Annotated in this window: 20 protein-coding genes; 16 read left to right on the top strand and 4 right to left on the bottom strand. The window is 74.1% G+C overall.

Going from position 1 to position 23,254, the window contains the following annotated elements:
• The first annotated feature begins 72 nt into the window (after positions 1 to 72).
• From RMN57_RS20710 to RMN57_RS20760, 11 genes are all read left to right on the top strand, one after another.
• Positions 73 to 1,884, top strand: coding sequence for a GAF domain-containing protein (locus RMN57_RS20710; RefSeq protein WP_313764832.1), 1,812 nt, complete (start codon positions 73 to 75; stop codon positions 1,882 to 1,884).
• A gap of 410 nt (positions 1,885 to 2,294) precedes the next feature.
• Positions 2,295 to 2,597 carry a hypothetical protein gene (locus RMN57_RS20715; RefSeq protein ID WP_380236522.1) on the top strand — a complete coding sequence of 101 codons (303 nt, stop codon included), beginning with the start codon at positions 2,295 to 2,297 and terminating at the stop codon, positions 2,595 to 2,597.
• A complete protein-coding gene (locus RMN57_RS20720; protein WP_313764834.1) occupies positions 2,584 to 2,985 on the top strand; it encodes a hypothetical protein in 402 nt (133 codons plus the stop codon). Before RMN57_RS20715 ends, RMN57_RS20720 begins: the two co-directional genes overlap by 14 nt.
• Positions 2,986 to 3,431: 446 nt before the next feature.
• Entirely contained in the window at positions 3,432 to 4,463 is a 1,032-nt protein-coding gene (locus RMN57_RS20725) for a substrate-binding domain-containing protein (protein WP_313764835.1), read from the top strand.
• Between the two features lie 142 nt (positions 4,464 to 4,605).
• On the top strand, positions 4,606 to 5,196 hold the full coding sequence (locus RMN57_RS20730; RefSeq protein ID WP_313764836.1) for a hypothetical protein: 591 nt from the start codon (positions 4,606 to 4,608) through the stop codon (positions 5,194 to 5,196).
• Positions 5,197 to 5,502: 306 nt separating this feature from the next.
• Positions 5,503 to 8,217 carry a hypothetical protein gene (locus RMN57_RS20735; protein WP_313764837.1) on the top strand — a complete coding sequence of 905 codons (2,715 nt, stop codon included), beginning with the start codon at positions 5,503 to 5,505 and terminating at the stop codon, positions 8,215 to 8,217.
• A gap of 201 nt (positions 8,218 to 8,418) precedes the next feature.
• Positions 8,419 to 9,366, top strand: coding sequence for a phosphate ABC transporter permease subunit PstC (gene pstC, locus RMN57_RS20740; protein ID WP_313764838.1), 948 nt, complete (start codon positions 8,419 to 8,421; stop codon positions 9,364 to 9,366).
• 58 nt (positions 9,367 to 9,424) lie between these two features.
• On the top strand, positions 9,425 to 10,612 hold the full coding sequence (pstA, locus tag RMN57_RS20745) for a phosphate ABC transporter permease PstA (RefSeq protein ID WP_313764839.1): 1,188 nt from the start codon (positions 9,425 to 9,427) through the stop codon (positions 10,610 to 10,612).
• 38 nt (positions 10,613 to 10,650) lie between these two features.
• Positions 10,651 to 12,543, top strand: coding sequence for a substrate-binding domain-containing protein (locus RMN57_RS20750; RefSeq protein ID WP_313764840.1), 1,893 nt, complete (start codon positions 10,651 to 10,653; stop codon positions 12,541 to 12,543).
• Positions 12,540 to 13,475, top strand: coding sequence for a class E sortase (locus RMN57_RS20755; protein ID WP_313764841.1), 936 nt, complete (start codon positions 12,540 to 12,542; stop codon positions 13,473 to 13,475). Before RMN57_RS20750 ends, RMN57_RS20755 begins: the two co-directional genes overlap by 4 nt.
• Before the next feature lie 23 nt (positions 13,476 to 13,498).
• Entirely contained in the window at positions 13,499 to 14,389 is an 891-nt protein-coding gene (locus tag RMN57_RS20760) for a phosphate ABC transporter ATP-binding protein (protein ID WP_313764842.1), read from the top strand.
• Between the two features lie 23 nt (positions 14,390 to 14,412).
• Here the strand turns inward: RMN57_RS20760 and RMN57_RS20765 are convergent, their stop codons facing one another.
• The 3 genes from RMN57_RS20765 to RMN57_RS20775 all read right to left on the bottom strand — a co-directional run bounded on the left by RMN57_RS20765 (position 14,413) and on the right by RMN57_RS20775 (position 16,881).
• A complete protein-coding gene (locus RMN57_RS20765; protein WP_313764843.1) occupies positions 14,413 to 15,237 on the bottom strand; it encodes an HAD-IIB family hydrolase in 825 nt (274 codons plus the stop codon).
• A gap of 104 nt (positions 15,238 to 15,341) precedes the next feature.
• The gene (locus tag RMN57_RS20770) at positions 15,342 to 16,340 is read right to left on the bottom strand and encodes a hypothetical protein (protein WP_313764844.1); all 999 of its coding nucleotides are present in this window, start codon (positions 16,338 to 16,340) and stop codon (positions 15,342 to 15,344) included.
• 79 nt (positions 16,341 to 16,419) lie between these two features.
• Positions 16,420 to 16,881 carry a hypothetical protein gene (locus RMN57_RS20775; protein WP_313764845.1) on the bottom strand — a complete coding sequence of 154 codons (462 nt, stop codon included), beginning with the start codon at positions 16,879 to 16,881 and terminating at the stop codon, positions 16,420 to 16,422.
• Positions 16,882 to 17,029: 148 nt separating this feature from the next.
• Between RMN57_RS20775 and RMN57_RS20780 the strand changes: the two genes are divergently transcribed.
• The 5 genes from RMN57_RS20780 to RMN57_RS20800 all read left to right on the top strand — a co-directional run bounded on the left by RMN57_RS20780 (position 17,030) and on the right by RMN57_RS20800 (position 21,589).
• Positions 17,030 to 17,224, top strand: a complete 195-nt coding sequence (locus RMN57_RS20780; RefSeq protein WP_313764846.1) for a hypothetical protein — start codon at positions 17,030 to 17,032, stop codon at positions 17,222 to 17,224.
• Between the two features lie 316 nt (positions 17,225 to 17,540).
• Positions 17,541 to 17,843: a hypothetical protein gene (locus tag RMN57_RS20785; RefSeq protein ID WP_313764847.1), complete on the top strand. Its 303-nt coding sequence runs from the start codon at positions 17,541 to 17,543 to the stop codon at positions 17,841 to 17,843.
• A gap of 166 nt (positions 17,844 to 18,009) precedes the next feature.
• The gene (locus tag RMN57_RS20790; RefSeq protein ID WP_313764848.1) at positions 18,010 to 18,192 is read left to right on the top strand and encodes a hypothetical protein; all 183 of its coding nucleotides are present in this window, start codon (positions 18,010 to 18,012) and stop codon (positions 18,190 to 18,192) included.
• Positions 18,193 to 18,342: 150 nt separating this feature from the next.
• Positions 18,343 to 20,400: a BTAD domain-containing putative transcriptional regulator gene (locus RMN57_RS20795; protein ID WP_313764849.1), complete on the top strand. Its 2,058-nt coding sequence runs from the start codon at positions 18,343 to 18,345 to the stop codon at positions 20,398 to 20,400.
• A 193-nt stretch (positions 20,401 to 20,593) separates the two neighbouring features.
• Positions 20,594 to 21,589, top strand: a complete 996-nt coding sequence (locus RMN57_RS20800) for a LuxR C-terminal-related transcriptional regulator (protein ID WP_313764850.1) — start codon at positions 20,594 to 20,596, stop codon at positions 21,587 to 21,589.
• Between the two features lie 38 nt (positions 21,590 to 21,627).
• Here the strand turns inward: RMN57_RS20800 and RMN57_RS20805 are convergent, their stop codons facing one another.
• The gene (locus RMN57_RS20805) at positions 21,628 to 23,220 is read right to left on the bottom strand and encodes a DHA2 family efflux MFS transporter permease subunit (RefSeq protein ID WP_313764851.1); all 1,593 of its coding nucleotides are present in this window, start codon (positions 23,218 to 23,220) and stop codon (positions 21,628 to 21,630) included.
• Positions 23,221 to 23,254 lie beyond the last annotated feature (34 nt).

Consider the following 23,254-nt stretch of genomic DNA (forward strand, 5'->3'; position numbering starts at 1 on the left):
CCCGCCGCTGCCCGTTCAGCCCGCCCGCCGCGCCACCCTTCGGCCGAAATCCGTACAAACTACGCTCGTCTCATGGACCCCTCGCCCGACCTGCCCGACGCCGCTCCGGACCCGACACCCCATCGGGTGCCCGAGATCTCCTCGCTCGGGCTGGACACCCTGGTCACCGAGGTGGCCGAGCGGCTGCAGTCCGCGGCCGCCGTCACCGACCGGATGCAGCGGCTGCTTGAGGCGGTGGTCTCGGTCGGCGCCGGGCTCGACCTGCACGCCACGCTGCACCGGATCGCCTCCGGTGCGGCCGAGCTGGTCGACGCCCGGTACGCGGCCCTCGGGGTGATCGCCCCGGGCGGCCACGGCCTGGCCGACTTCATCCACGTCGGGGTCGACGACGGGACCGCCGCCGAGATCGGCGAGCTGCCGGCCGGCCGGGGCATCCTCGGCGCACTGATCGACCGGCCCGAGCCGCTGCGGCTCACCGAGCTCGGTGCCGACCCGCGGTCCTCCGGCTTCCCGCCGCACCACCCGCAGATGCGCACCTTCCTCGGCGAGCCGATCCGGATCCGCGACGAGGTGTTCGGCAACCTCTACCTCACCGAGAAGAAGGGCGGCGGCGCCTTCACCCCCGAGGACGAGCAGGTGGTGCACGCGCTCGCCGCCGCGGCCGGCGTCGCGATCGAGAACTCCCGCCTCTACGAGGAGGGCCGGCGCCGCGAGCGCTGGATCGCCGGCGCGGCGGCCGTCACCACGGCGCTGCTCTCCACCGACGGGGCCCAGGTCGCGCTGACCATCGCGGCGGAGCAGGTCCGGGAGCTGGCGGACGCCGCGCTCGGCATGATCCTGCTGCCGACCGGCGACGGCGACGGTGACGGGGGCGGGCAGATGCGGGTGGCCCACGCCTCCGGCGAGGCGGCCGAGTTCGTCCGGGGCGAGCTGCTGCCGAAGGACAGCTTCGCCGCGCGGCTGCTGCAGGGCGAGAGCGTCCACCTGGACGACATGTCCAGCGACCCGACCGTGGTGATGCGGCTGGCGCGCAGCTTCGGCCCGTCGATGGCGGTGCCGATGGTCGCCGCCGGGCGGGTGCTGGGCGGGCTCAGCGTCTGGCGGGCGCGCGGAGCGGTGGCGTTCACCGACGCGGAGAAGCAGCTCGCCGAGACCTTCGCCTCCCAGGCTGCGCTGGCCCTGCGGCTGGCCGAGGGGCAGCGGGACCAGCAGCGGCTGGCCGTCTTCCAGGACCGCGACCGGATCGCCCGGGACCTCCACGACCTGGTGATCCAGCGGCTGTTCGCGACCGGGATGATGCTGGAGAGCGCGGCCCGGCGCGCCGTCGTGCCCGAGGTGAAGGTGGGCATCGGCAAGGCGGTGGACGAGCTGGACGCCACCATCCAGGAGGTCCGCACCACCATCTACGCCCTCCAGCACGACAACCACGGCGACGCACCGGACACCCTGCGGACCAGGGTGCTGCGCGAGGGCAGCCAGGCCGCGGCGGCGCTCGGCTTCAAGCCCTCGGTGACCTTCATCGGCCCGGTCGAGAGCATGGTCGGCGACAAGACCGGCCGCCAACTCCTCGCGGCACTGCGGGAGATGCTCTCCAACACGGCCCGGCACGCGCGGGCCTCGCGGGTCGGCGTGGAGGTCGACGCGACCGTCCACCTGGACGACGTGGGCCGCCCGGTCGGCGGGGACCCGGAGTCGCTGGACCGCGGGGGCCGGCCCGGGGTGCTGCTCACCGTGACGGACGACGGCGTCGGCATCCCGCCGGACGGCCGGCGCAGCGGGCTGAGCAACCTGACCCGGCGCGCGGAGGTGCTCGGCGGCGACGCCTGGCACGAGCCGGGGCCGTACGGGAAGGGCACGATGGTGCGCTGGACCGCCCGGCTCTGAGCCGGCCGACCGGGCCCGGCTCCGAGTCGGTCCGCGGGGGCTCCGGGGGGGGGGGGGCTCCGGGGGGCTCCGGGGGTTCCAGGGAGCTCCCGAGGGCCCCGACGCCTCGCACGTTCTCGAACGGCCGGTGATGGAGTGGGGGCCGAGAGGGGTGAGTGGTGTGCAGTCGGTGAAAGTTTAACGAGAGAGAACTTCGCGGCCAACGGAGCAAGTTGTGCATTTCCCGCCCTTCCGGCGCGCTCGTGTGCACACATAGCTTTACTCCCGTCTCGGAGAGGTACCGGACTGGGGGGACAGTGGACGCGTCGGGCCGCGGTCACACCGCAGCAGGGGCAAGTCGAGGGGGGTTCCGGGCCGAGCGGGCGCCGGACGGACGCTACCGCTGGCAGCTCAAGGCGCCCAACGGCCGCGTGGTGGCGGTCACCCCGGCCGCGTACGAGACGGCCGGGGAGGCCGAACGCGGCTTCGACGGCTTACGCGCCGGCGCCGACACCCTGGTCGCCCGGATCACGCACGTCCGGGACGGCATCGGCTGGATCTGGGTCGTCCCCGGCTCGCGCACCCTCCCCGAGGTGCGCTCCAGCCGCGCGTACGAGCGGTACGCGACCTGCCAGAACGCCTTCCGGCGCTTCGTGGTGCTGCTGGCGAAGCAGCCGGCTCTCGAACTCCCGGACCGCAGAGCACCGTTGAGACGCTCCGATGCCGCCCGCTGAACGCCGGGGCCCCCGTCTGCTGATCCTCCCCGCCGCCGACCGCTGCGTCGGCTGGACCCTGCGTGCCGCCAACGGCCGGCAGCTCGGATCCGGTGTCCGCACCTATCGCAGCGAGGACGAACTCGCCGAGGCGGTACGTGAGTTGATCATCGAGCGGGCGGTCCTGCGGTGCACCGTGGCCCAGTCCGACGGGCGTCTGTGGGTCTGGACCGCGCACCTGCCCGTGCGCAGCACCCGCCCGGGCGCCGGCGAGGCCGTCCCGGTCGCCCGCAGTGCCCGCGGATACCTCCGGCGCGACCAGTGCCAGGCCGGCGTGGAGGCGTTCCTGACGGGCCTGCAGTGGATCGGCCAGGAGCTGCGGCGAGGCGGCGGCCGCCGGCCCTGGTGACCGGTCCGCACCGCGACCCGCACCGCGCCCGCTCCACCGTGCTGCACCTCGCTTCACCGCGCTGCACCTCGGACCACCTCGGACCACCCCCGTTCGGCCTTCCCGTGGGCACCCGGCCCGCCCCCCGCCCGGCTGCCGTTCCCCTCCTCCCCGGTGAAGCGCAGGTTTCCGGCAACACCCCGAGCCGCCACCTGGAGAAGAACGTCACCGGCCTCCGACCTGCGGATTTCCCACCCTTCGCGGCCGCCCTGACCAGTCGCTAAACCTCTCCGAACCGATGAGTCGACATTCGCCGGCGGCCGTCGACCACACTTCCGGCGGAACCGACGCGGCGGACAGGATCAGCTCTGCCGGAGCGGCCGCCGCGGACGCGGCCCACCGGCCCCGGGCCCCAACCAGGGCGCGGGTACAGCGATGCACGTCTCTCCCACCGGAGGAACAGGAACATGCGCAAGACCGCTGCCAAGCTGCTCGCCGTTGCCGCCATCGCCACCTCGGTCGCCACCGTCGCCGCCGGCGCCGCCGTCGCCGACCCGGCCGTCACCCCGGCCGCCGCCGACATCGTCAGCGTGGGCTCCGACACGACCCAGGCCGTGTCGACCCAGTTCTCCGCCGACTACAACGCGTACCTGACCAGCATCGGCGACACCACCTCGCCGCGGTACTACAGCTGGGACGCGACCGGTTCCGCCACCATCACCCCGAAGTCCGGCGCCTCCGCCATCACCCGTCCGAACGGCTCGGGCGCGGGCATCACCGAGCTGAACACGGCCGGCTCCAAGGTCGACGTGGCCCGCTCCTCGCGTGCCCCGAAGGCGACCGACCCGGCCTCCGACATCTTCGTCGCGTTCGCCAAGGACGCGGTGACCTGGTCGGCCAAGAACGGTGGCCACGCCCCGGCCAGCCTGACCGCCGCCCAGCTCAAGGGCATCTACGACTGCTCCATCACCAACTGGACGCAGATCAGCGCCACCCTGCCGAACGCCACCATCAAGCCGTGGCTGCCGCAGGCCAACTCCGGCACCCGCTCCTTCTTCCTGACCGCGATCGGCAACCCGACCGTGGGCAGCTGCGTCCAGGACGGCCCGGAGGAGAACGAGGGCGTCGACTCCCGCCTCGCCGGTGACGACACCGTCTTCCCCTACTCGGTCGCGGCCTACCTGAGCCAGACCGTCGGCGGCCACGGCACGCCCACCTCGAACCCGGGCAGCCTGACCCTGCGCAACGTCGGCACCCTGGTGCCGGTCAACACCACCACCAACACCATCAACGCGCCGTTCGCCGCCTCCGCCTTCGGCCGCGTGGTCTACAACGTGGTCCGCAACGCCGAGTGGACCGCGACCGACGCCCACGGCGCCGCGCTGCGCAACATCTTCGGCCCCTCGGGCTGGATCTGCACCAACGGCACCAACGACATCAAGAGCTACGGCTTCCTGCCGCTCTCGGCCGCCGCCTGCGGCACCACCACCCACAGCTGATCACCCGCTGCTCACCGGCTGATCACGCCGCACCACCCGGCGGCCACGGGCTCCGGCCCGTGGCCGCCGGCCACATCCCGCGCGCCGCACCGCCCGCTCTCGGCACCACGCACAACCTCCCGCCTCTCCCTAGGAGTTCAGCATGTCCCGTACCCGCGCCCGCCTGGCCGCCGCCGGTGCCGCCGTCGTCCTCACCGTGACCGGCCCGATCGGTGCGGCCGCCGCCGACACCGCCCCGGCGCCGACCGGCAGCGCTGTGGTGCACGAGAGCGCCGCGTTCCTGAAGGAGGCGGCCCTCAGCGGTGTGGTGGTCATCCCGCTGCCCGCCGCCACGCCGTCGTACGACAGCACCACCGGCTTCTCCACCACCTTCCCCGTGACCGGTGGCGACGCCAACTTCCAGGGCTACTACGGCAACGTCGAGCTGGGCGGCAGCCTGCTCTTCATCAACGTCTTCACCGGCAAGAGCGCGCTCTTCAAGCACCTCGCGTTCAGCGCGGACACCTTCCAGATCACCGGTGTCGCGGCCGACGGCGCCGCCCCGGTGGCGCTGCTCGACCCGGCCGGCATGACGGACATCACCCGCTCCGGCGCCACCCAGAAGGTGACCTCCACCGACCTCAAGGTGGACGCCGAGGGTGCGCAGGCCCTGGACGGCAAGCTGAACACCTCCTTCTTCAAGGGCGGCCAGTCGGTCGGCGACTTCACGCTGACCTTCACCTCCGGCAGCTGACCGCTCCCGGCGCCCGGCACTGCGGCGGGTCCGTGCGACGGCACGGGCCCGCCGTACCGTACGGAACTCCGCGCCGGCCGGGCGGAGTTCACGACGGAGGTCTCGGAGGGTCTCGGCCGGGTTCGCGGTGGAGTTCCCAACTCCGCTACGGAGTCGCCACGTTGTGGTCCCGTACATCGACACGACCGGATCCGGCCATCTCCGGCTGGCCGAATGGATGCGAACCGGAGCCGTCGGCCCGCTCGCAGCCTGATCCCCTCTCGCGCCGCGCCACGGGCGGTGCGCGTTCGTACGGAGGTGCCCGCAATGAGACTCCGACTCCTACCTGATCCGAGACGCGGGAGGTGGCGCCGGCGACTGCCGGCGGTCACCCTCCTCTGGTCGGTGGTGGTGGCGCTCGGCGTGGCCCCCATCGGCCTCGGCGCGCTGCCGCAGGCACAGGCGTCGGTGTCGTCGGCCGTGACGAAGCCCGGGCCGAAGGTGTGGGACCCGAACACCTGGACCGAGGGCCCCGAGGGCAGCGTGACGGTCGCCCAGACCAAGGACCTCTCCAACCAGGTGCTGCAGGTCTCCTGGAGCGGGTTCACCCCGACCCTCAACACCATGGGCGAGTCGGTGCCCGTCGTCACCAAGGGCGACAAGCAGGTCCTCTACGCGGTCCGGGTCTACCAGTGCCGCGGCCTCGACCCGAAGATCACCGACTGCTACGGCAGCACGCTGTACAACGCCGACCCCGCGAAGGGGTTCAACCAGGTGGCGCCGCCGCAGGGCACCACGACGCCGGACTTCCCCTCCAACATGGCGATCGCGCCCACCGGGGCGGACGGCTCGGGGGCGACCAGCATCGAGGTGTGGACCGCGACCCAGAGCCCCTCGCTCGGCTGTGACGCCACCCACCCGTGCTCCCTGGTGATCGAGCCGAACTACGGCGGCGACACCCAGGACCCGAACAAGGCGCGCAACGGCGCGGTCGACTGCACCGACCACCTCAGCGACATCGACGGTTTCTTCAACACCGCGAGCGACGGCGGCCTGGAGGCCTACGCGGCGTCCTGGGAGGGCAACCAGTACGCCGGGTTCCAGATCGGCGAGCAGTGCGCCTGGGAGAAGCGCACCGTCATGCCGCTGTACTTCGCGCCCACCGCGGCGGACTGCGAGAACCAGGCCGCGGTCTTCAAGGCGGCCGGGCTGGAGATGGCGAACCGCGCCGTCCAGCAGTGGCGGGCCGGCCTCTGCCTCGCCGACTCGCCGCTCTCCTTCCAGTACTCCTCCTCCGGCGGTGAGCCGCAGGCCCGGCAGGCCTTCCTGGGCGGGGCCGGACTCGACGTCGCGCTGACCGCGCGGCCCGACACCGCGACCCCGGCCCGGCCGTACGTCTACGCGCCCCTGGCGACCAGCGGGGTCTCGGTGGTCTTCGTCGTCGACGACACCAGGACCGGCCGCCAGCTCAGGGACATGAAGCTGACGCCACGCCTGGTGGCCAAGCTCCTCACCCAGTCGTACGCGCCGCCGGGCCTGCCGGTGGCCTCGGTGAGCGGCAACCCCAGCTGCATCTTCCAGGACCCGGAGTTCAAGCAGCTGAACCAGTTCCCCGAGGCGAGCGGCGTGCAGTGGCCGTCCTCCTGCGCGCCGGCGGAGTTCGAGCCGACCATCGTCGGCGGCACCACCGACCTCGTCCACCAGCTGACCTCGTGGATCGCCGCAGACCCGGACGCGACCCGGTTCCTGGACGGCGAGGAGGACCCGTGGGGCATGCGGGTGAACACCTTCTACCAGCGCGGCGCCTTCTCCGGTTACCCGGTGGACGCCGTCCAGCCGCAGGACTTCTCCGGGCCGACCGGTGCCTCCGAGGCCGCCAGGAAGATGCGGCAGTACGAGTGGAACCCGGTGCTCGGCGGCCTCACCCAGGTCTTCCGGACCATCCAGGAGAACCGCTCCACCTGCCAGCTCTGGATGCCCGACGGAACCGGCAACCACCCGAAGTGCGACCCGATGGCCCGCGGTGACCGCAAGCTCTTCGCCGTCATGGACAGCGCCCAGGCGAAGGCGTTCTCGCTCCCCGAGGCGGCCCTGAAGAACCCGGCCGGCGGCTTCGTCTCGCCGACCACCAACGGCTTCCAGGCGGCGGTGGGCGACATGCCGACCGACGCCGCGACCGGCACCCAGCAGCTCCCGTACGGCGTGGCCGACACCGCGTTCTCCCGGGACGCGCAGGCCTACCCGCTGACCACGGTCCAGTACGCGATGGTGCCCACCGGCGGGGTGTCCGGCGAGAAGGCGGCGGCGATCGCCCGCCTCCTCACCACGGTCGCCGGCAGCGGCCAGGTCTACGGGGTGGAGCCGGGCAGGCTCGCCCCGGGCTTCCTGAGCCTGACCGGGGCGCAGCGCCAGCAGGCCCTCGACGCCGCGAAGCACGTGGAGCTCCAGGACGGCAGGTGGCCCGGCAACCAGGTGCCCCCGCCGGTCCCGCCGACCGGCGGCGACGGCGGCACCACCGGCGGCACCGGCGGTGCGACGACGGGCGGGACCGGTGGCACGACCGACGGCACCGGGAGCGGGGCCGGGACCGGCGCCGCGGGCACCGGCGGCGCGGCCCCGGTGGCCGACGGCACGACGGCCGGCGGCTCGGACGGAGGTTCCTCCTCCGGTGGCACCGGTGGCACCGCCGGCACCGGAGGCCTGGGCGCCGAGAGCGCCACCGGCGGTGCGACGGGCGGCACGGCCGGCACCGGTGGCACCGGCGCCGTCCCGGCGAGCGGCACCCCGGCGCCGGCCGCGGCGAAGCCCGCCGCCTCGCCGAGCGCCCCGGCCGGCCCGCTCGCGGCCGCCCCGGTGGCGGCCGGCAGCCCGGCGGCCGACCGGGCCGGCACGGCCCGGCTGCTGCTGCCGGTCGCGGTGATCGCGGGCCTGGTGCTGCTGATCGGCGGCCCGGCGGCGCTCCTCCTCGGCGGCACGCCCGCCGGTGAGCGGGCGATGGCCGCCACCGGCCGGGCCTGGGCGCGGGTGCGTCGCCGGCCCTGAGCCCGCAGCGGCAGTGACGACCCGGCGGGGCCGCCGTCCCCGGCCCCGCCGGGTCCCCCTCCCCGGGCGGACCGCCCGGGGACTCCCTGTACCGAGTACTTCCGTACCGAGCGCGCCGGAGAGCAGACCATGACAGCCGCCGCCGAGCCCGCGGCACCGTACGCCGGGGCTCCACGTCCACCCGATCCCGACGTCCCCCGCGTGATCACCGCCCCAGCCACCCCGGGAGACCGGGTGTTCCGCGGGGTGCTGCGGGTGGCCGGGCTCTCGGTCTTCGCGATCATGGGGCTGATCGCCTTCTTCCTGGTCCTGCGCGGCGCGAGCGCGCTGAGCGAGGTGGGCTGGTCCTTCCTCACCGAGCAGAAGTGGCAGACCCAGGCGCACAACTTCGGCATCGCCGCGGTGCTGCCGAACGGCCTGCTGATCGCCGTGATCGCGCTGGTCATCGCCGTTCCGGTGTCGCTCGCCACGGCGGTCTTCATCTCCGAGTACGCGCCCGTCCGGCTGCGCGCCACGCTGGTCTCGCTGGTCGACCTGATGGCGGCGATCCCCAGCATCGTCTACGGCCTCTGGGGGCTGTTCTTCCTCCAGCCGCGGATCATCGGCTTCGTCCGCTGGACGGCCAACCACCTCGGGGACGCGATCCCCTTCCTCAAGGTGCGCACCGGCGACATCGGGACGTCGTACACGTCCTCCACCTTCATCGCCGGGGTGGTCGTCTCCCTGATGATCATCCCGATCGTCACCTCGCTCAGCCGGGAGGTGTTCTCGCAGGCCCCCCAGGGCGAGCGGGAGGGCGCCTACGCGCTGGGCTCCACCCGGTGGGGGATGGTCCGCACGGTGGTGCTGCCGTTCGGCCGCGGCGGTGTGATCGGCGCCGTGATGCTCGGCTTCGGCCGGGCGATGGGCGAGACCATCGCCGTCGCGCTGATCATCTCGCCGAACTTCAAGGCGATCACCCACGTGCTGGAGAACGGCGCCAACTCGATCTCGGCGCTGATCGCGCTGCGCTTCGGCGAATCGGACGACCTCTCGCTCTCCGCGCTGATGGCGGCCGGGCTGGTGCTCTTCGGGCTCACCCTGCTGGTCAACCTGGCGGCCGGCTTCGTGATCAATCGGTCCCGCTCCGGCGCCTCGACGGCGGACTGACCGTGCCCTGCCCCGCCGCCCGCCGCCCGCTGCCGCCCCGCCGTGAAGGGACGTACCGATGACCACCCTCGACCTGCCGCCGGCCGCGGCCGCCGTACCGGCCGCCGCGGATGCCGCCGCCGAACCGCCCCGCCCCGAGAAGCGGGTCCGGCTCGGCGGCGTCACCGCCGAGGACGTGCTGACCCTGGCCGGTGCCCTGACCGGCTCGCTGGCCCTGAACTGGATGCTCTACGAGCGGATCCTGCCGTTCAGCGGTGCGTTCGGCTTCCTGCTCTGCTGGTACGTCCTCTTCCTGCTCGGCTACTTCGCCATCGGCCGGCTCCAGTGGGGCCCGCTGATGGTCCGCGACCGCCTGGTCTCGGTGGTCGCCTGGAGCTCCGGCCTGCTGGTGGTCGGTCTGATCGCCGACCAGATCGGCTTCGTGCTGGCCCGCGGCCTGGACGCGGCCAGGCACCTCAACTTCTTCACCGAGTCGATGGACCACACGGCCGCGCTCTCCCCGATCACCTCGGGCGGTGCGCTCAACGCCATGGTCGGCTCGCTCGAACAGCTCGCCCTGACCACGCTGTTCGCCGTTCCGCTGGGCATCGCGGCGGCCGTCTTCATGTCCGAGGTCGGCGGCCGGATGGCCCGGCCGGTGCGAACGCTGGTCGAGGCGATGACGGCGCTGCCGTCGATCGTCGCCGGGCTGTTCATCCTCGGCGTCGTGATCATCACCTTCGGCTTCGAGAAGAGCGGCCTGGCGGCCTCGCTCGCCTGCACCGTGATGACGATGCCGATCGTCACCCGGGCCGCCGAGGTGGTCATCCGGCTGGTGCCGGGCACCCTGCGGGAGGCCTCCTACGCACTCGGCGGCAGCCAGTGGCGCACGGTGTGGAACGTCGTGCTGCCCACCGCCCGGCCCGGTCTGGTGACCGCGGTGGTGCTCGGCATGGCGCGCGGCGTCGGGGAGACCTCCCCGGTGCTGCTGACCTCGGGCTTCACCTCGCAGTTCAACGCCGACCCGTTCAGCGAGCACCAGGTCTCGCTGCCGCTGTACATCTGGAACTACGTCAAGCAGCCCTACCCGGAGATGATCTCGCGCGCCTTCGCGGCCGGCCTGACCCTGATGGGCGTCGTCCTGATCCTGTTCGTCACCGCGCGCGTGCTCGGCGGCCGCGGGCCCGGCCGGTTGACCCGGCGGCAGGTGCGCCGGATCGACCGTTCGGCCCGCCGCGTCGAGGCAGCCGCCCTCGGGGCGCGCTGATGTCCGACCCAACCACCCTCAGTACCAGAGGAGTTCCCATGTCGTGGGAGGCCGCAAGCCGCCCCGTGGCACGCCCGCTCGCCGTGCTGCTGTCCCTGATGCTCGCCGCGGGCTCCCTGCTGCTGGGGCAGAGTACCCCCGCGTTCGCGGCGACCGCACTCAACGCCGACGGGTCCAGCTGGGCCGGCCCGGCCATCGACCAGTGGCGCCAGGACGTCGCCCCGCAGGGCATCCAGATCAACTTCAACCCGATCGGGTCGGCGGCCGGCCGCAACCAGTGGAGCATCGGCCAGGACGACTTCACCGCCTCCGACGTGCCGTTCCGCTCGAAGTCGGACACCGGGCTCGGCCAGGCCGGCCAGGCCGGCGGCGGCGGCAAGCCAGAGAACCCCCGCTACGGGTTCTCCTACGTGCCGATCACCGCCGGCGGGACGACCTTCATGTACAACCTGGTCGTCGCCGGCAAGCAGGTGCGCGACCTGCGGCTCTCCCCGCAGACGATCGTCGACGTCTTCACCAACAGGATCACCAACTGGAACGACCCCAAGATCACCGCGGACTACGGCAAGGCCCTGCCCTCGCTGCCGATCACCCCGGTGGTCCGCTCCGACGGCTCCGGCGCCACCGCGCAGTTCACCCGCTGGATGAGCCACACCCACGGGGCCCAGTGGGAGGAGTACTGCAAGGGCGTCAACGGCGTCTCCTGCGGCGAGTACACCGAGTTCTTCCCGCCCTCCGGCCGGATGACCGCGCAGAACGGCTCCGACGTCGTCGCCGGCTACATCAAGGCGCCGTCCGGCCTCGGCACCATCGGCTACGACGAGTACGCCTTCGCCAAGCGCAGCAACTGGCCGGTCGTGAAGGTGCTCAACCCGGCCGGCTACTACGCGCTGCCGACCGCCTCGAACGTGGCCGTCGCGCTCACCGCCGCGAGGATCCGCGGGGTCGACGACGGCACGGCGCCCGACGACCCGGACTACCTGCAGCAGAACCTCGACGGCGTCTACAGCATGAACGACCCGCGCTCCTACCCGCTGTCCAGCTACAGCTACGTGATCGTGCCGCGGGCCGGGGCCGCGCTGCCGCCGCCGCCGCGCTTCAACAACGACAAGGGCAGTGCGCTCAGCCGGTTCCTGGCCTACGTGCTCTGCGAGGGCCAGGGCGAGGCGGACGGCCTCGGCTACTCCCCGATCCCGCGCAACCTGGTCCGCGGCGGCCTGCTGCAGACCCAGCACATCCCCGGCAACGCCAGCCCGGTCGACCCCAACTCGCTCTCCAACTGCAACAACCCGACCTTCAACTCGGCCGGTGAGCTGACCGTCCTGAAGAACGCCCCGCAGCCCAGCCCGTGCGACAAGCAGGGTGCGCCGCTGGACTGCACGGTGCAGAACGGCCAGCCGGTGAAGAGCGGTTCGGGCTCCGGCGGCTCGGGCTCCGCCACCGGCGGCTCCGGCTCCGGCTCCGGCACCGGCGGGACCGCGACCGGCGGCAGCGGCTCCGGCGGATCCGGCGGGTCCTCGGGCTCCGCGGGCGGCAGGCGGACGCCCGGCGCGACCGGCACCGGCAGCGGCTCCTCCGGCGGCACGGGCGGCAGCGGCGGCGCCGCGGGTGGCTCCGCCGGCGCCGGCGGGACCGGCACCGGCGACACCGGACAGCCCGCGGCCGGCGGGGACGCCGGCGGTGCGGCGGGCGGCGGCGACCCGGCGGCCGAGGAGGTCGTCGACCCGCAGACCGGCCAGGTGGTCGCGCGCGGCCGCGGCGGCACGGGCGCCGGGGAGGTCCCGGCCAACGTGGTCGCGGTCGACGGACGCCCGGAGGACTGGACGCTCTCCGTCCTCACCGCGATCGAACTGCTCGCCGTGGTGACCGTCCCGCCGCTGCTCGGCCGCCGCCTGCTGCGCCGCCGCAACTCCGCCGGCGGCCGGTCGTGACGGCCCCGGCGCTGGAGAAGCCGGCCGCCACCGCGCAGCCCGCGGCGCCGGCCGGGCCCGGTGCGCAGCGGGCGCCCGCCCGCGAGCGCGGGGCGGCCGGGCGGCGGCCTGCCGCGGCGCCCGGACGCCGGCGGTTCCTCCAGGCGGCCTGGGCGGTCTCCCTGCTGGCCGCGCTGATCACGGGCTTCGTCGGCTACCTGTTCACGCTCTCGCACCTCCAGGAGCGGCACTTCCAGTCCACCGCCCACAAGACCTTCCGGGACCAGCTGGCCCGGGCGGTCGCCCCGACCGGCGCCGCCGGGGACGGGGAGCCGGTCGCGCTGCTCGACATCCCGGCGATCGGCCTGCACCAGGCCGTCGTGGTGGAGGGCACCACCGGCCGGGACCTCATGCGCGGTCCCGGCCACCGCCGGGACACTGCGCTGCCGGGCCAGAGCGGGGTGGCGGTGGTGTTCGGCCGCGGGGCGACCTTCGGCGCGCCGTTCGCCGAGCTCAGCAGGCTGCGGGTCGGCGACCGGATCGAGGCCACCACCGGCCAGGGCAGGTTCACCTACACCGTCAACGTGTACGGCGACGCCGACCACCCGATCAGCGACCCGGCCCGCAACCGCCTGGTGCTGGTCACCGGCGACTCCGACTGGATCCCCGGCTCCACGGTGATGGTCGGCGCCAGGCTGGAGGGCGAGCCGGAGGTCAACCCCGGCGGCCGGCCCGCCACCGTCCCGTACGACAAGGCGCTGGCCGCCGACAAGGGCGCGCTGGCCACGCTGCAGCTGTGGACGCTCGGGCTGCTCGGCGCGGTGGTCGCCGTCACCGTGCTGGCCCGGATCTGGCACCGCTCCGCGGCCTACCTCAGCCTCGCGCCGGTGGTCGGCGCGCTGCTCTGGGCGGTCTACGAGAACGCCGCCGCCCTGCTGCCCAACCTCTACTGAAGCGCGCCCGGAGGACCGTACCGATGACGGATGTACCGATGACCGACGCCCCGCTGCTCGACCGGTCCGGACCGGTCGACCCGGCGGCCGAGACCCTCACCCTGCCGCCGGTCCCGGCGGCGCCCGCGGACGGCGTCCCGCTGGCCGCGCTGGAGACCCGCGAGGTCTCCGCCTGGTTCGGCGCCCGCAAGGTGCTGGAACGGGTCTCGCTGGCCATGACCGCCGGGGAGGTGACCGCGCTGATCGGCCCCTCGGGCTGCGGCAAGTCCACCTACCTGCGGATCCTCAACCGGATGCACGAGATGGTGCGCGGCGCCGCGCTCTCCGGCGAGGTGCTGCTGGACGGCGACGACGTCTACCGGCCCGGCCGGCGGCCCGCGGAGGTGCGCCGCCGGATCGGGATGGTGTTCCAGCGGCCGAACCCGTTCCCGGCGATGTCCATCCGGGACAACGTCTCCAGCGGGCTGAAGCTGGCCGGCATCAAGGTGTCCCGGGAGGAGCGCGAGCACCTGGTGGAGACCAGCCTGCGCCGGGCCGGGCTCTGGGACGAGGTCTCCAGCCGGCTGCAGACCCCCGGCGGCTCGCTCTCCGGCGGCCAGCAGCAGCGGCTCTGCATCGCCCGGTCGCTGGCCGTCTCGCCGGACATCCTGCTGATGGACGAGCCGTGCTCGGCGCTCGACCCGACCTCGACCCGGCGGGTCGAGGAGACCATCGCGGAGCTGCGCGGGCGGCTGACCATCGTGATCGTCACCCACAACATGCAGCAGGCGCAGCGGGTCTCGCAGTCCTGCGCGTTCTTCCTGGCCACCCACGACACCCCGGGCCGGATCGTCGAGGCCGGGCCGACCGAGCAGCTGTTCGGCGCCCCGCGCGACCGGCGGACCGCGGACTACGTCAACGGCCGCTTCGGTTAGCCGGCCGGTGGACGGCTCCGCGGTCAGTGGACGAGGAGCCGCTCCAGCACCGCCGCGACGCCGTCCTGCTCGTTGCTCACGGTGTGCAGCGGCACCGCCGCCAGTACCTGCGGGTGCGCGTTGGCGACGGCGTACGCGGTGCCGGCCCAGGCCAGCATCTCCAGGTCGTTCGGCATGTCGCCGAAGGCCACCACCTCGCTCCGGTCGATCCCGCGCCCGGCGCACCAGCGGGCCAGCGTGCTGGCCTTGGTGACGCCGGGCGCGCTGATCTCCAGCAGCGGGACCGGCGCCGAGCGGGTGATCTCGGCCAGGTGGCCGGCCACCGCACGGGCCTCGGTGAGCAGCTTGTCCGGGTCGAGGTCCGGGTGCTTGGCCAGCAGCTTGAACAGGCCCTTCACCGGTCCGCCGGTGCCGAGCAGCTCCTCCGCCGGGCCGACCGGGTGGCTCTCGTCCTCGCCCCACATCCGCAGCTCGTACCCGGGCTCGCGGGCGAACCCGGCCGGGTACTCGAAGGCGAACGCCGTCCCGGGCAGCTTCGCCCGCAGCGCCGCCACCACGGCGAGCGCGGCCTCGGCGCCGAGCGGGGAGGACTCCAGCAGCTCGCCGCGCCGCACGTCCACCACCGCGCCGCCGTTGGAGCAGATCGCCACGCCGTGGCCGCCGATGTGCGCGCTCACCTGCTGCATCCAGCGCGGCGGCCGGCCGGTCACGAACACCACCTGGACGCCGGCGGCCTCCGCGGCCGCGAGGGCCGCGGCGGTGCGGGCGCTGACCGTGCCGCCGGCGCAGAGCAGGGTGCCGTCCAGGTCGGTGGCGATCAGGCGGGGGGTGGTGCGGGGTGTGGTCACCGGACCATCTTCGCCTACCGCCGTCGGGAGGTCACCGCCGCGGCGGTGACCTCCCGACGGGCCCGGCGACGCCCGGCCGGTGGCGTGCGGCCGGGCCCGGGGCGTCAGCCGACCTTGAGGGTCAGGCCCACGGTGTGCAGCCGCCCGCCGGTCTGGAACTGGAGGAACAGCCGCCAGTCGCCGCCGGCCGGCAGCTCGGCGTGGAACGGCAGGGTCGGGCCGCCGGTGGCGCCGGCCGCGGCCTTGGCCTCGGGGTGCAGGTGGGCGAAGGCCTGGTCGCCGGAGCGGAAGGCGGTCAGGTGGGCGAAGGTCTCCAGGTACGGCTGCAGGTCGGTGACCGGCCTGCCGTCCTTGCTGACGGTGACCTTCAGCTCGCCCGCCTGCCCGGCGACCGGGGTGCCCTCGACGGCGACGGTGTAGCCGTCGACGGTGGCGGTGCCGGTCGCGGCGGGCAGCTCCGCGGCCGCCGCCGCGCCCTCGCCGGGGACGGTCACCGTCCGGCTGAGCACCAGGCCGGTGCCCTTCCCGGGGCCGCCGTCCGGCACGAAGGAGGCGAAGAGCCGCCAGCTGCCGGCGGTGAGCGCGGCCAGCGGGGCGGTCCAGGTGCCGTCGTCGGCCATCTCGGGGTGCAGGTGCTGGAAGCCGGTGAGGTCGGAGCGGATCGCGTAGAAGTGCATCCGCTTGGTCTGGTCGGGCTCGAAGGCGGTCAGCGGCCTGCCGTCCGGGCCGGTGACGGTGAACCGGTACTCGGTGGGCGCGCCGGCGGGCAGCGACTCGGTGGCCGAGGTGAGGCGGTAGCCGTTCCGCTCCGATGCCAGGCCGGGGGCGTCCGCCGCGGTGGCGGCGATGCCGGGCGCCGCGGTGGCGGTGGCCGTGGCGGCGTCGGCACCGGGCATCCGGTGGCCCTGGTGGCCGCCGGCCGGGGTGCCGGAAGCCGTGTCGGCGGTGCCGGTCGCGGTGCCGGCGGCGCCGGCCGTGCCGTGGTCCATGCCGCCCATCGCGTCGGAGCCGCAGGCGGTGAGGGTGAGTGCGAGGACGGCGGCCCCGGCGGCGAGCGCCAGCGAGCGGTTGCGGGTACGGCGGGTGCGGGTGGTGTGGGACATCTGGTCGGTTCTCTTCCGGTGTGTTCGGGCAGGACGCGGCGCGCCCGGACCTCGTGCGAGAGGTCCGGCGCGGGCTCAGTCACGTCCGTGCGACGCACACCCGGAGGAGGAGTCGGCGGCCGGCCGCCGGCGGCGCCCGCGGGCCGTCGGTCCGCCGCCGGTACGGCACGCCGAGGGCGGCGAACAGGGCGGCGGCCGGGGCGAGGGCCTGCGCGGCGGGCGGGGAGAGCTCGGCGGCGTCCCGGTCCCGGGTCGACACGCAGGAGGCGGCCTGCTGCTCGCCGCCGGCCGTCCGCAGGCCGTCCAGGCGCGGGCCCGGAGCCGTGGGCGGCGCGGCGGCGTGCTGCGGGGCGGCCGGGTCGGCCGCGGTGTGGTGCGGCGCCGTGGCGGGCGCGGGGGCGGCCGGTTCGTGACAGCCTCCGGCCGAGGTCGGCGAGCCGTGCATCAGGAACAGTCCGGCCAGCAGGGCGCAGACGGCCAGCAGCCGGGCGGCCGTCCGCCCACCGCCCCGCCCGCCGCTCCACCGTCCGCCTGCCTTCACGGGGGAGACGATACCCCGGGCAGGTATGTATTCCTCGTAAGTTTCGGCCCCCGAGCCACCGTTTTCCGGCCGATTCGCCCTGGTGGCGGATCCCGCCGGGTGCGGATGGGCAGGAACCGGAGCGGCCACCCCGACGGCAGGAAGAGCCATGCCACCTCGCCAGCTGCAGGTCCGCCCGCTCCAGGACGAGTGTCCTCCGACCACCCCGAGCCCCCGGGACGCCTCGCGCGAGCCGGTACTGATCGGCGACATCCTGTTCGAGGCCCTCGCCGAGCTCGTCGGCCGCGGCACCGCGGAAGCGCCCCCGCCCTTCCCCGGCCAGCGCACCCGCGCCCACCCGTAGGCCCTGTCCGGCCAGGACCCGGGCCCTGTCCCGAAACCCCTCCTGGCGCCCCGACCCGACCCCTCGCCGAGCCCGCGCCGGGGGATTGCCCGGGCGTGCCCCGAAGCGGTTCCCGGGCCGGTCGGCCGTTCCCGGGCCGGGCGGCCGCTTCCGTCCACTCCGCCCCGACCTGCGGGAATGCCGCCGGCCACCGGATCGCCCCGGCCGGTTCACGCCGCTTTGTCGCGGTATTCCCCGGCCAGACGCTTTATGCCATGGCATAAAGCGTCTAGCCGGGCAGGGCCGGGCACCGAATTCCGGCGCTGAAGATGGAAGTATGTACCTCATACACGTGCGCCTCCGGGCCCCTGGTGGATCGACAACTCCGGCCGACCTGGCCGGAATCATCGGTTCCTTCGCGGAGGACCGCGACCGGCTCGAACACGTCTCCGTGCACCGGACCCTCCCGGGCGAGGTCACGGTCGGCTTCTTCAGCCTGGCCGAGGGCCTGGCCGAGGCCGAGGAGAGCGCCGCCCGGGTGGCCGGGCGGGCCGTGTCCGACCACCCCGACCTGGCCGGTTTCGCCGTCGGGTCGGTCGGTGCGGCGCTGGTGCCGGGCCCCTGGTGGGACCTGTCCTGAACGGGCCGGCGTGGACGGCTTAGGACAGTGCATGTTCCGTCCAGCCGCCATCTGTTCCCACCGGCCCGGCCGTCGAGCAGAGTGGAGATGTCGGCGGGAACGAGCGCCGCGCAGGAGCCCGGGAAGAACCCGGGAAATCATTCGCGAAACCATTCGGGAGAAACCCATGCTGGCCACCCGTGTCTCCAAGTTCGCCGCTCTCGCGCTCATCGTCTTCGGCGGAATCACGATCCAGGCGGCCGTTTCGGAATCCGCGTTCGGCGCCTCCGGCTCCATCACGACCACGGCGGCGGACGTGAACATCACCCAGGACAACGACCGCCTGGACGACGTCACCTGGGGCTCCTGATCCCGAAGGCGCGGTGGCCGCGGCGGACGGACCGCAGCGCGGCGCGATGAACGACCGGCAGCGATGCCGACGGCCGGATGTCACGGAATGAACCGGCAGTTCCTGGAACAGGCGCTGTGATTCGGGCGATGCACGACGGGGGCGAAGACGATGGAATTCCTGGTGCTGGGTGCGCTGGAGGCGCGCCGGGCGGGCGAGCCGGTGGACGTCCGGGGCATGCGGCAGCAGCGGCTGCTGGCCCTGCTGCTCCTCAACGCCAACCGGGTGGTTCCGATGGACGTGCTGGTGGACGAGCTGTGGGAGGACCCGCCGCTGTCGGCCCGTCCGCAGGTGCACAACGCGATCCGCGACCTGCGCCGGATCCTGTCGGGCGCCCACGAGTGCCGACTGGTCACCGTCGACGTCGGCTACCGCCTGGTCGTCCCCGAGGGCGCCCTCGACGCGCACAACTTCACCAGCCGGGTCCGCGAGGCCCGGACGGCCGAGCGGGAGGGCCGGCTCGCCGACACGGTCCGGCTGCTGCAGTCCGCGGTGGACCTCTGGCGCGGCGACGCCTTCGCCGGCATCCACTGCCCCGCCGTCACCGGTGCCGCCGTCAAGCTCAACGAGCAGCGGCTGACCGCCACCGAGGACCTCATGGCGCTGCGCCTGAAGGCCGGTGAATCCAGCTCGCTGGTCGGCGAGTTGCACGCCCTGCTGGCCGAGTACCCGTTGCGCGACTCGCTGCGCGGCAGCCTGATGACGGCCCTGTGCCGCAGCGGACGGCAGGCCGACGCGCTCGCCGTCTACGACGAGGGCAGACGCTTCCTCGCGAACGAGCTCGGTCTGGAGCCGGGTCCGCGACTCCGGGAGCTGCAGGCGGAGATCCTCGCCGACGCCCCGGGCGTCCACGGCGCCGCCGTCCGCAGCTCCGGTGCCCGTGCCTTCGATGACCGCGCTCCCGGTGCCGTTCCCGCGCTCGCCGGCCCCGCCGCGGAGGCCGGCTCCCGGAACGCGCCGTCGCCGGGCTCCCCCGGCCCGGACGGCCGGCACGCGCTGCCCGCCGCCCCGGCGGCCCCGGCGCCCGCGGCCGACAGCCACCGGAACTACCTGCCGCACGACCTCACCGACTTCACCGGCCGCACCGCCGAACTGGCCGCCGTGCTGGGCGCGGTGGCGCAGGCGCCGGCCGGCGCCCCGCTGATGGTCGCCGTCGACGGCATGGGCGGGGTGGGCAAGACGACCCTGGCGGTGCACGTCGCCCACCGGGTCACGCCGGACTACCCGGACGGCCAGTACTTCGTCGGCCTGCACGGCTTCAGCGAGTCGCGGCCGCCGCTGCCGCCCGAGCAGGCGCTCGGCGCGCTGCTGCTGGCCGCCGGCGTCCCGCCGAAGTCGATCCCCGGCAGCCTGGAGGAGCGCAGCGCCCTGTGGCGGTCCACCCTGGCCGGCCGGCGCTGCCTGGTGGTCCTCGACGACGCGGCGGACACCGCCCAGGTCAGACCGCTGCTGCCGGGCACCGGCGGCACGCTGGTGCTGGTGACCAGTAGACGCAAGCTCACCGCCCTGGACGGCGCGCTGCCGGTCTGCCTGGACGTCCTGCCGCCCGCGGACGCGGCGGGCCTCTTCGGCCGGATCGTCGGCGAGCAGCGCGCGGGCCGGGAGCCGGCGAAGGTCGCCGAGGCGGTCGACCTCTGCGGGTACCTGCCGCTCGCGGTCCGGATCGCCGCGACCAGACTGCGCGACCGCCCGGCGTGGGCGGTCGCCGACCTCGTGGACCGGCTCTCCACCACGCCGCAGCGGGCGCGCTGCCTGCAGACCGCCGAGCGGGACCTGATGGCGCTGCTGCGCGCCTCGTACCAGCACCTGGACCGGGAGCAGCGGCGGTTCAGCCGGCTGATCAGCCTGCACCCGTCCCCGTCCTTCGACATCGACCACGCGGCCGCCGTGACCGGCCTGCCCGCCGACGAGGTCGAGTGCTACGTCGACGTGCTCTTCGAGAACAACCTCGTCCGGCTGGACGCGCCGGCCCGGTTCTCGTTCCACCGCCTGATCAGGGACTGCACCCGCGACCTGCTGGTCGAGTGCGCGGCGGCCGGCTTCGCGCCGGAGGGGTTCACCCCCGAGGGGTTCGTGCCCGAGGGGTTCACCCCCGAGGGCCGGGCGCTCGACGCCCTCGTGCCGGAGGCCGAACCGGTCGGCCGGCTGGTCTCCCTCGACGCGGCCTGAGGTCTGCCGGGACCCGTCCGGCCGGCCCCTTCGCCCCCCCGCACCCGCTCTTCCCCGCCGATCGGCCCCGGCCGGTCGGCCGGGCCTGCTCTCCGGACATCTTTCCGGAACGTTCGGGTCAGTGGCCGTCTACCCAAGGTCAGTAAGCTCCCCATAAACAAGCAGATAGCGCTGATCGAGGGGGATCGCATCAATGCTGGATGTTTTGGGGCTCGACGCCGAATCGGAGGCCGTCTACCGCGGGATGCTCGGCAACCCGCAGAGCGGTGTCGCCGCGCTCGCGGCCGGGTTGGGCATGACCGAGGAGAGAGTCCGCAGCTGCCTGGACAGACTCAGCGAACTCGCGCTGATCCAGCCCTCGGCGCGGGAGGGCATAGGTTTCCGGGCGATCGGCCCGGAGACCGCGATGGAGGTCCTGCTGGCCCGCCAGCAGGCCGAACTGGCGGCCCAGCAGATGCGGGTCGAGGCCTCCCGGGCGGCGGCGGCCCAGCTGATCGCCGAGTGCTCGGCATTGCGGCCGGCGGCCACCGACGCCGACTCGGAGCAGCTGATCGGACCGGAGTCGATCCGCGAGCGGCTGGCGGACCTGGCCGGTTCCGCGCGGACCGAGGTCGCCACCTTCGCCCCGGGCGGCGCCCACTCCGAGGAGGACCTGCGGGCCAGCCGAACGCCCAACGCGGCGCTGCTGGAGCGCGGGGTGCAGATGCGGACCGTCTACCTGGACAGCGTCCGCAACCACCGCCCGACGCTGGACCACGTCACCTGGCTGAACTGCCACGGCGGGCAGGTCCGCACCGTGCCGGACCTGCCCATCCGGATGATCATCTTCGACCAGCGCCAGGCGGTGCTGCCGATCGACACCGAGGACGCCCGGGCCGGCGCGGTGGTGCTGCACGGAGCCGGGACGGTCGCGGCGCTGTGCGCCCTGTTCGAGAGCGTCTGGAACGTCGCGATCCCGGTCGGGGACACCCCGAAGTGCGACGCCAAGGGCATGCCGCCGCAGGAGCACGCCGTCCTCAAGATGCTCGCCCAGGGCTACACCGACGAGGCCATCGCCAAGCGGATGGGCGTCTCGCCGCGCACCGCCCGGCGCTTCGCCGCCAACCTGATGGAGAAGCTGGACGCCCGGAGCCGGTTCGAGGCCGGGGTGCACGCCGTCCAGGACGGCTGGCTCCCCGCCACGCGCTGACTCCGGGCGGGCGTCGGGACGCTTTCGGGCAGTGGGCGTCACACCGCCGCCGGGCCGCTCTGGCGTGCCTCGCGGCGGTCCGCCGCGAGCAGTGCCAGGGCGGGCAGCAGGGTGAGGGCGTAGACGCCGAGCAGCCAGCCGAAGGAGTGGGCGAAGGCGCCCGGCACCAGGCCGTGGCGCTCCTGCGCGGCCTGCTCCAGCACCACCGTCACCACGGCGATGGCCAGCGCGCCGCCGATCCGCTGGGTCAGGTTGAGCTGGGAGGAGGCGTCCGGGATGGACTCCTGACGGATCGACTGGAAGGCCCGGGTCATGGTCGGCACGATGGTCAGCCCGGTGCCCAGGCCGCGGACCACCAGGCTGGCGCAGAGCAGCAGGTAGGAGGTGTCGCCGGAGAGGGTGGTGAGCGGCACGGTCGCGAGCATGGTCAGCGTGATGCCGATGACGACGGTCGCGCCGCCGCCCAGCTTCTTGAGCAGGACGCGGGAGAGCCAGGCCGCGGTGACCACGCCGAGGCCGCCGGTGGACATCAGCAGCCCGGTGGTCACGGCGGTCTCGCCGCGGGCGCTCTGGAAGTACAGCGGGATGAGCATCATCGGCGAGTAGAGGACGAAGCCGAGGCAGAACACGTTGACCACGGCGGTCGCGTAGACGCGGTTGCGGAACAGCCGCAGGTCGAGCAGCGGGAAGCGGGCGCGCAGCTCGCGGACGACGAAGACGGCGCCGCTCAGCACGGCGAGGCCCAGCGGCGCCAGGAGGGCGACGCTCGCCCGCACGCCCTGGTCGGCGAACTCGTGGATGGCCAGCACCGTGCAGACCGTGCAGGTGGCGGAGGAGAGCAGGCCCACCACGTCGAGCGGCTTGGCGATCCGCTCGGCGGGGGCGTCCTTCTTCACCCAGCGCAGGGTGACCGCGAACAGCGCCGCGCAGAGCGGGATGTTGATCAGGTAGACCGCCGACCAGCCGCCGGCCTCGACCAGGAGGCCACCGATGGTCGGGCCCAGCAGCGGGCTGATCAGCATCACGCTGCCGTTCAGCGCCTGGACCCGGCCCAGGTGCTCGCGCGGGACGCCGCGGGTGAGCAGGATCGTCGACACCGGGGTGAGCACGCCGGCGGCGGCGCCCGACAGGCCGCGGGCGGCGACCAGCTCGGTGAGGGTCTGGCTGAAGGCGCAGCCCGCGGAGCCGAGGGCGAAGACGGCGGTCGCGGCGGCGAAGACGCGCTTCACACCGAAGCGGGTGGCCAGCCAGCCGGTGGCCGGCATGACGGCGGCGAGGGCGATCAGGTAGGCGGTGACCACCCACTGGACCTGGTTGATCCCGCCGAACCGGGCGGTGGTGTCCTCGATCGACACGTTCACGATGGTGGTGTCGAGCAGGGCGAGGAAGCCGCCGGTGATGGCGGCGGCCATCGTCAGGAGGGCGGAGGCGGACGGCCCGGACTGATCGCCGCCGGTCGCGGGGGCCTGCTCGGGCTCGGCGTCGGCCCGGGGCTCGGCGTCGGCCGGGGACGCCGTGTCGCCCACGGGCGCGGCGTCGGCGTCCGGTGCGACCGGCGCGGCGTCCACCACGGCCTCCGCCTCCGGTGGGCTCGGCGCTTCCTCGGTGCTCGGCTTGGTTGTCGTCGGCATGTTCGAACGTCCTTCGTCGTCAACAGGGGGGCGA

It is taken from the genome of Kitasatospora sp. CM 4170, from assembly GCF_032110285.1.
In the GTDB taxonomy this organism is placed as follows: Bacteria; Actinomycetota; Actinomycetes; order Streptomycetales; family Streptomycetaceae; genus Kitasatospora; species Kitasatospora aburaviensis.

Bases quoted from the DNA above. Each gene is read 5' to 3' on its own strand.
- RMN57_RS20710 (WP_313764832.1), top strand. From the start codon at position 73: ATGGACCCCTCGCCCGACCTGCCCGACGCCGCTCCGGACCCGACACCC.
- RMN57_RS20720 (WP_313764834.1), top strand. From the start codon at position 2,584: ATGCCGCCCGCTGAACGCCGGGGCCCCCGTCTGCTGATCCTCCCCGCC.
- RMN57_RS20725 (WP_313764835.1), top strand. From the start codon at position 3,432: ATGCGCAAGACCGCTGCCAAGCTGCTCGCCGTTGCCGCCATCGCCACC.
- RMN57_RS20730 (WP_313764836.1), top strand. From the start codon at position 4,606: ATGTCCCGTACCCGCGCCCGCCTGGCCGCCGCCGGTGCCGCCGTCGTC.
- RMN57_RS20735 (WP_313764837.1), top strand. From the start codon at position 5,503: ATGAGACTCCGACTCCTACCTGATCCGAGACGCGGGAGGTGGCGCCGG.
- pstA (WP_313764839.1), top strand. From the start codon at position 9,425: ATGACCACCCTCGACCTGCCGCCGGCCGCGGCCGCCGTACCGGCCGCC.
- RMN57_RS20750 (WP_313764840.1), top strand. From the start codon at position 10,651: ATGTCGTGGGAGGCCGCAAGCCGCCCCGTGGCACGCCCGCTCGCCGTG.
- RMN57_RS20760 (WP_313764842.1), top strand. From the start codon at position 13,499: ATGACGGATGTACCGATGACCGACGCCCCGCTGCTCGACCGGTCCGGA.
- RMN57_RS20770 (WP_313764844.1), bottom strand. From the start codon at position 16,340: ATGTCCCACACCACCCGCACCCGCCGTACCCGCAACCGCTCGCTGGCG.
- RMN57_RS20780 (WP_313764846.1), top strand. From the start codon at position 17,030: ATGCCACCTCGCCAGCTGCAGGTCCGCCCGCTCCAGGACGAGTGTCCT.
- RMN57_RS20785 (WP_313764847.1), top strand. From the start codon at position 17,541: ATGTACCTCATACACGTGCGCCTCCGGGCCCCTGGTGGATCGACAACT.
- RMN57_RS20790 (WP_313764848.1), top strand. From the start codon at position 18,010: ATGCTGGCCACCCGTGTCTCCAAGTTCGCCGCTCTCGCGCTCATCGTC.
- RMN57_RS20795 (WP_313764849.1), top strand. From the start codon at position 18,343: ATGGAATTCCTGGTGCTGGGTGCGCTGGAGGCGCGCCGGGCGGGCGAG.
- RMN57_RS20800 (WP_313764850.1), top strand. From the start codon at position 20,594: ATGCTGGATGTTTTGGGGCTCGACGCCGAATCGGAGGCCGTCTACCGC.
- RMN57_RS20805 (WP_313764851.1), bottom strand. From the start codon at position 23,220: ATGCCGACGACAACCAAGCCGAGCACCGAGGAAGCGCCGAGCCCACCG.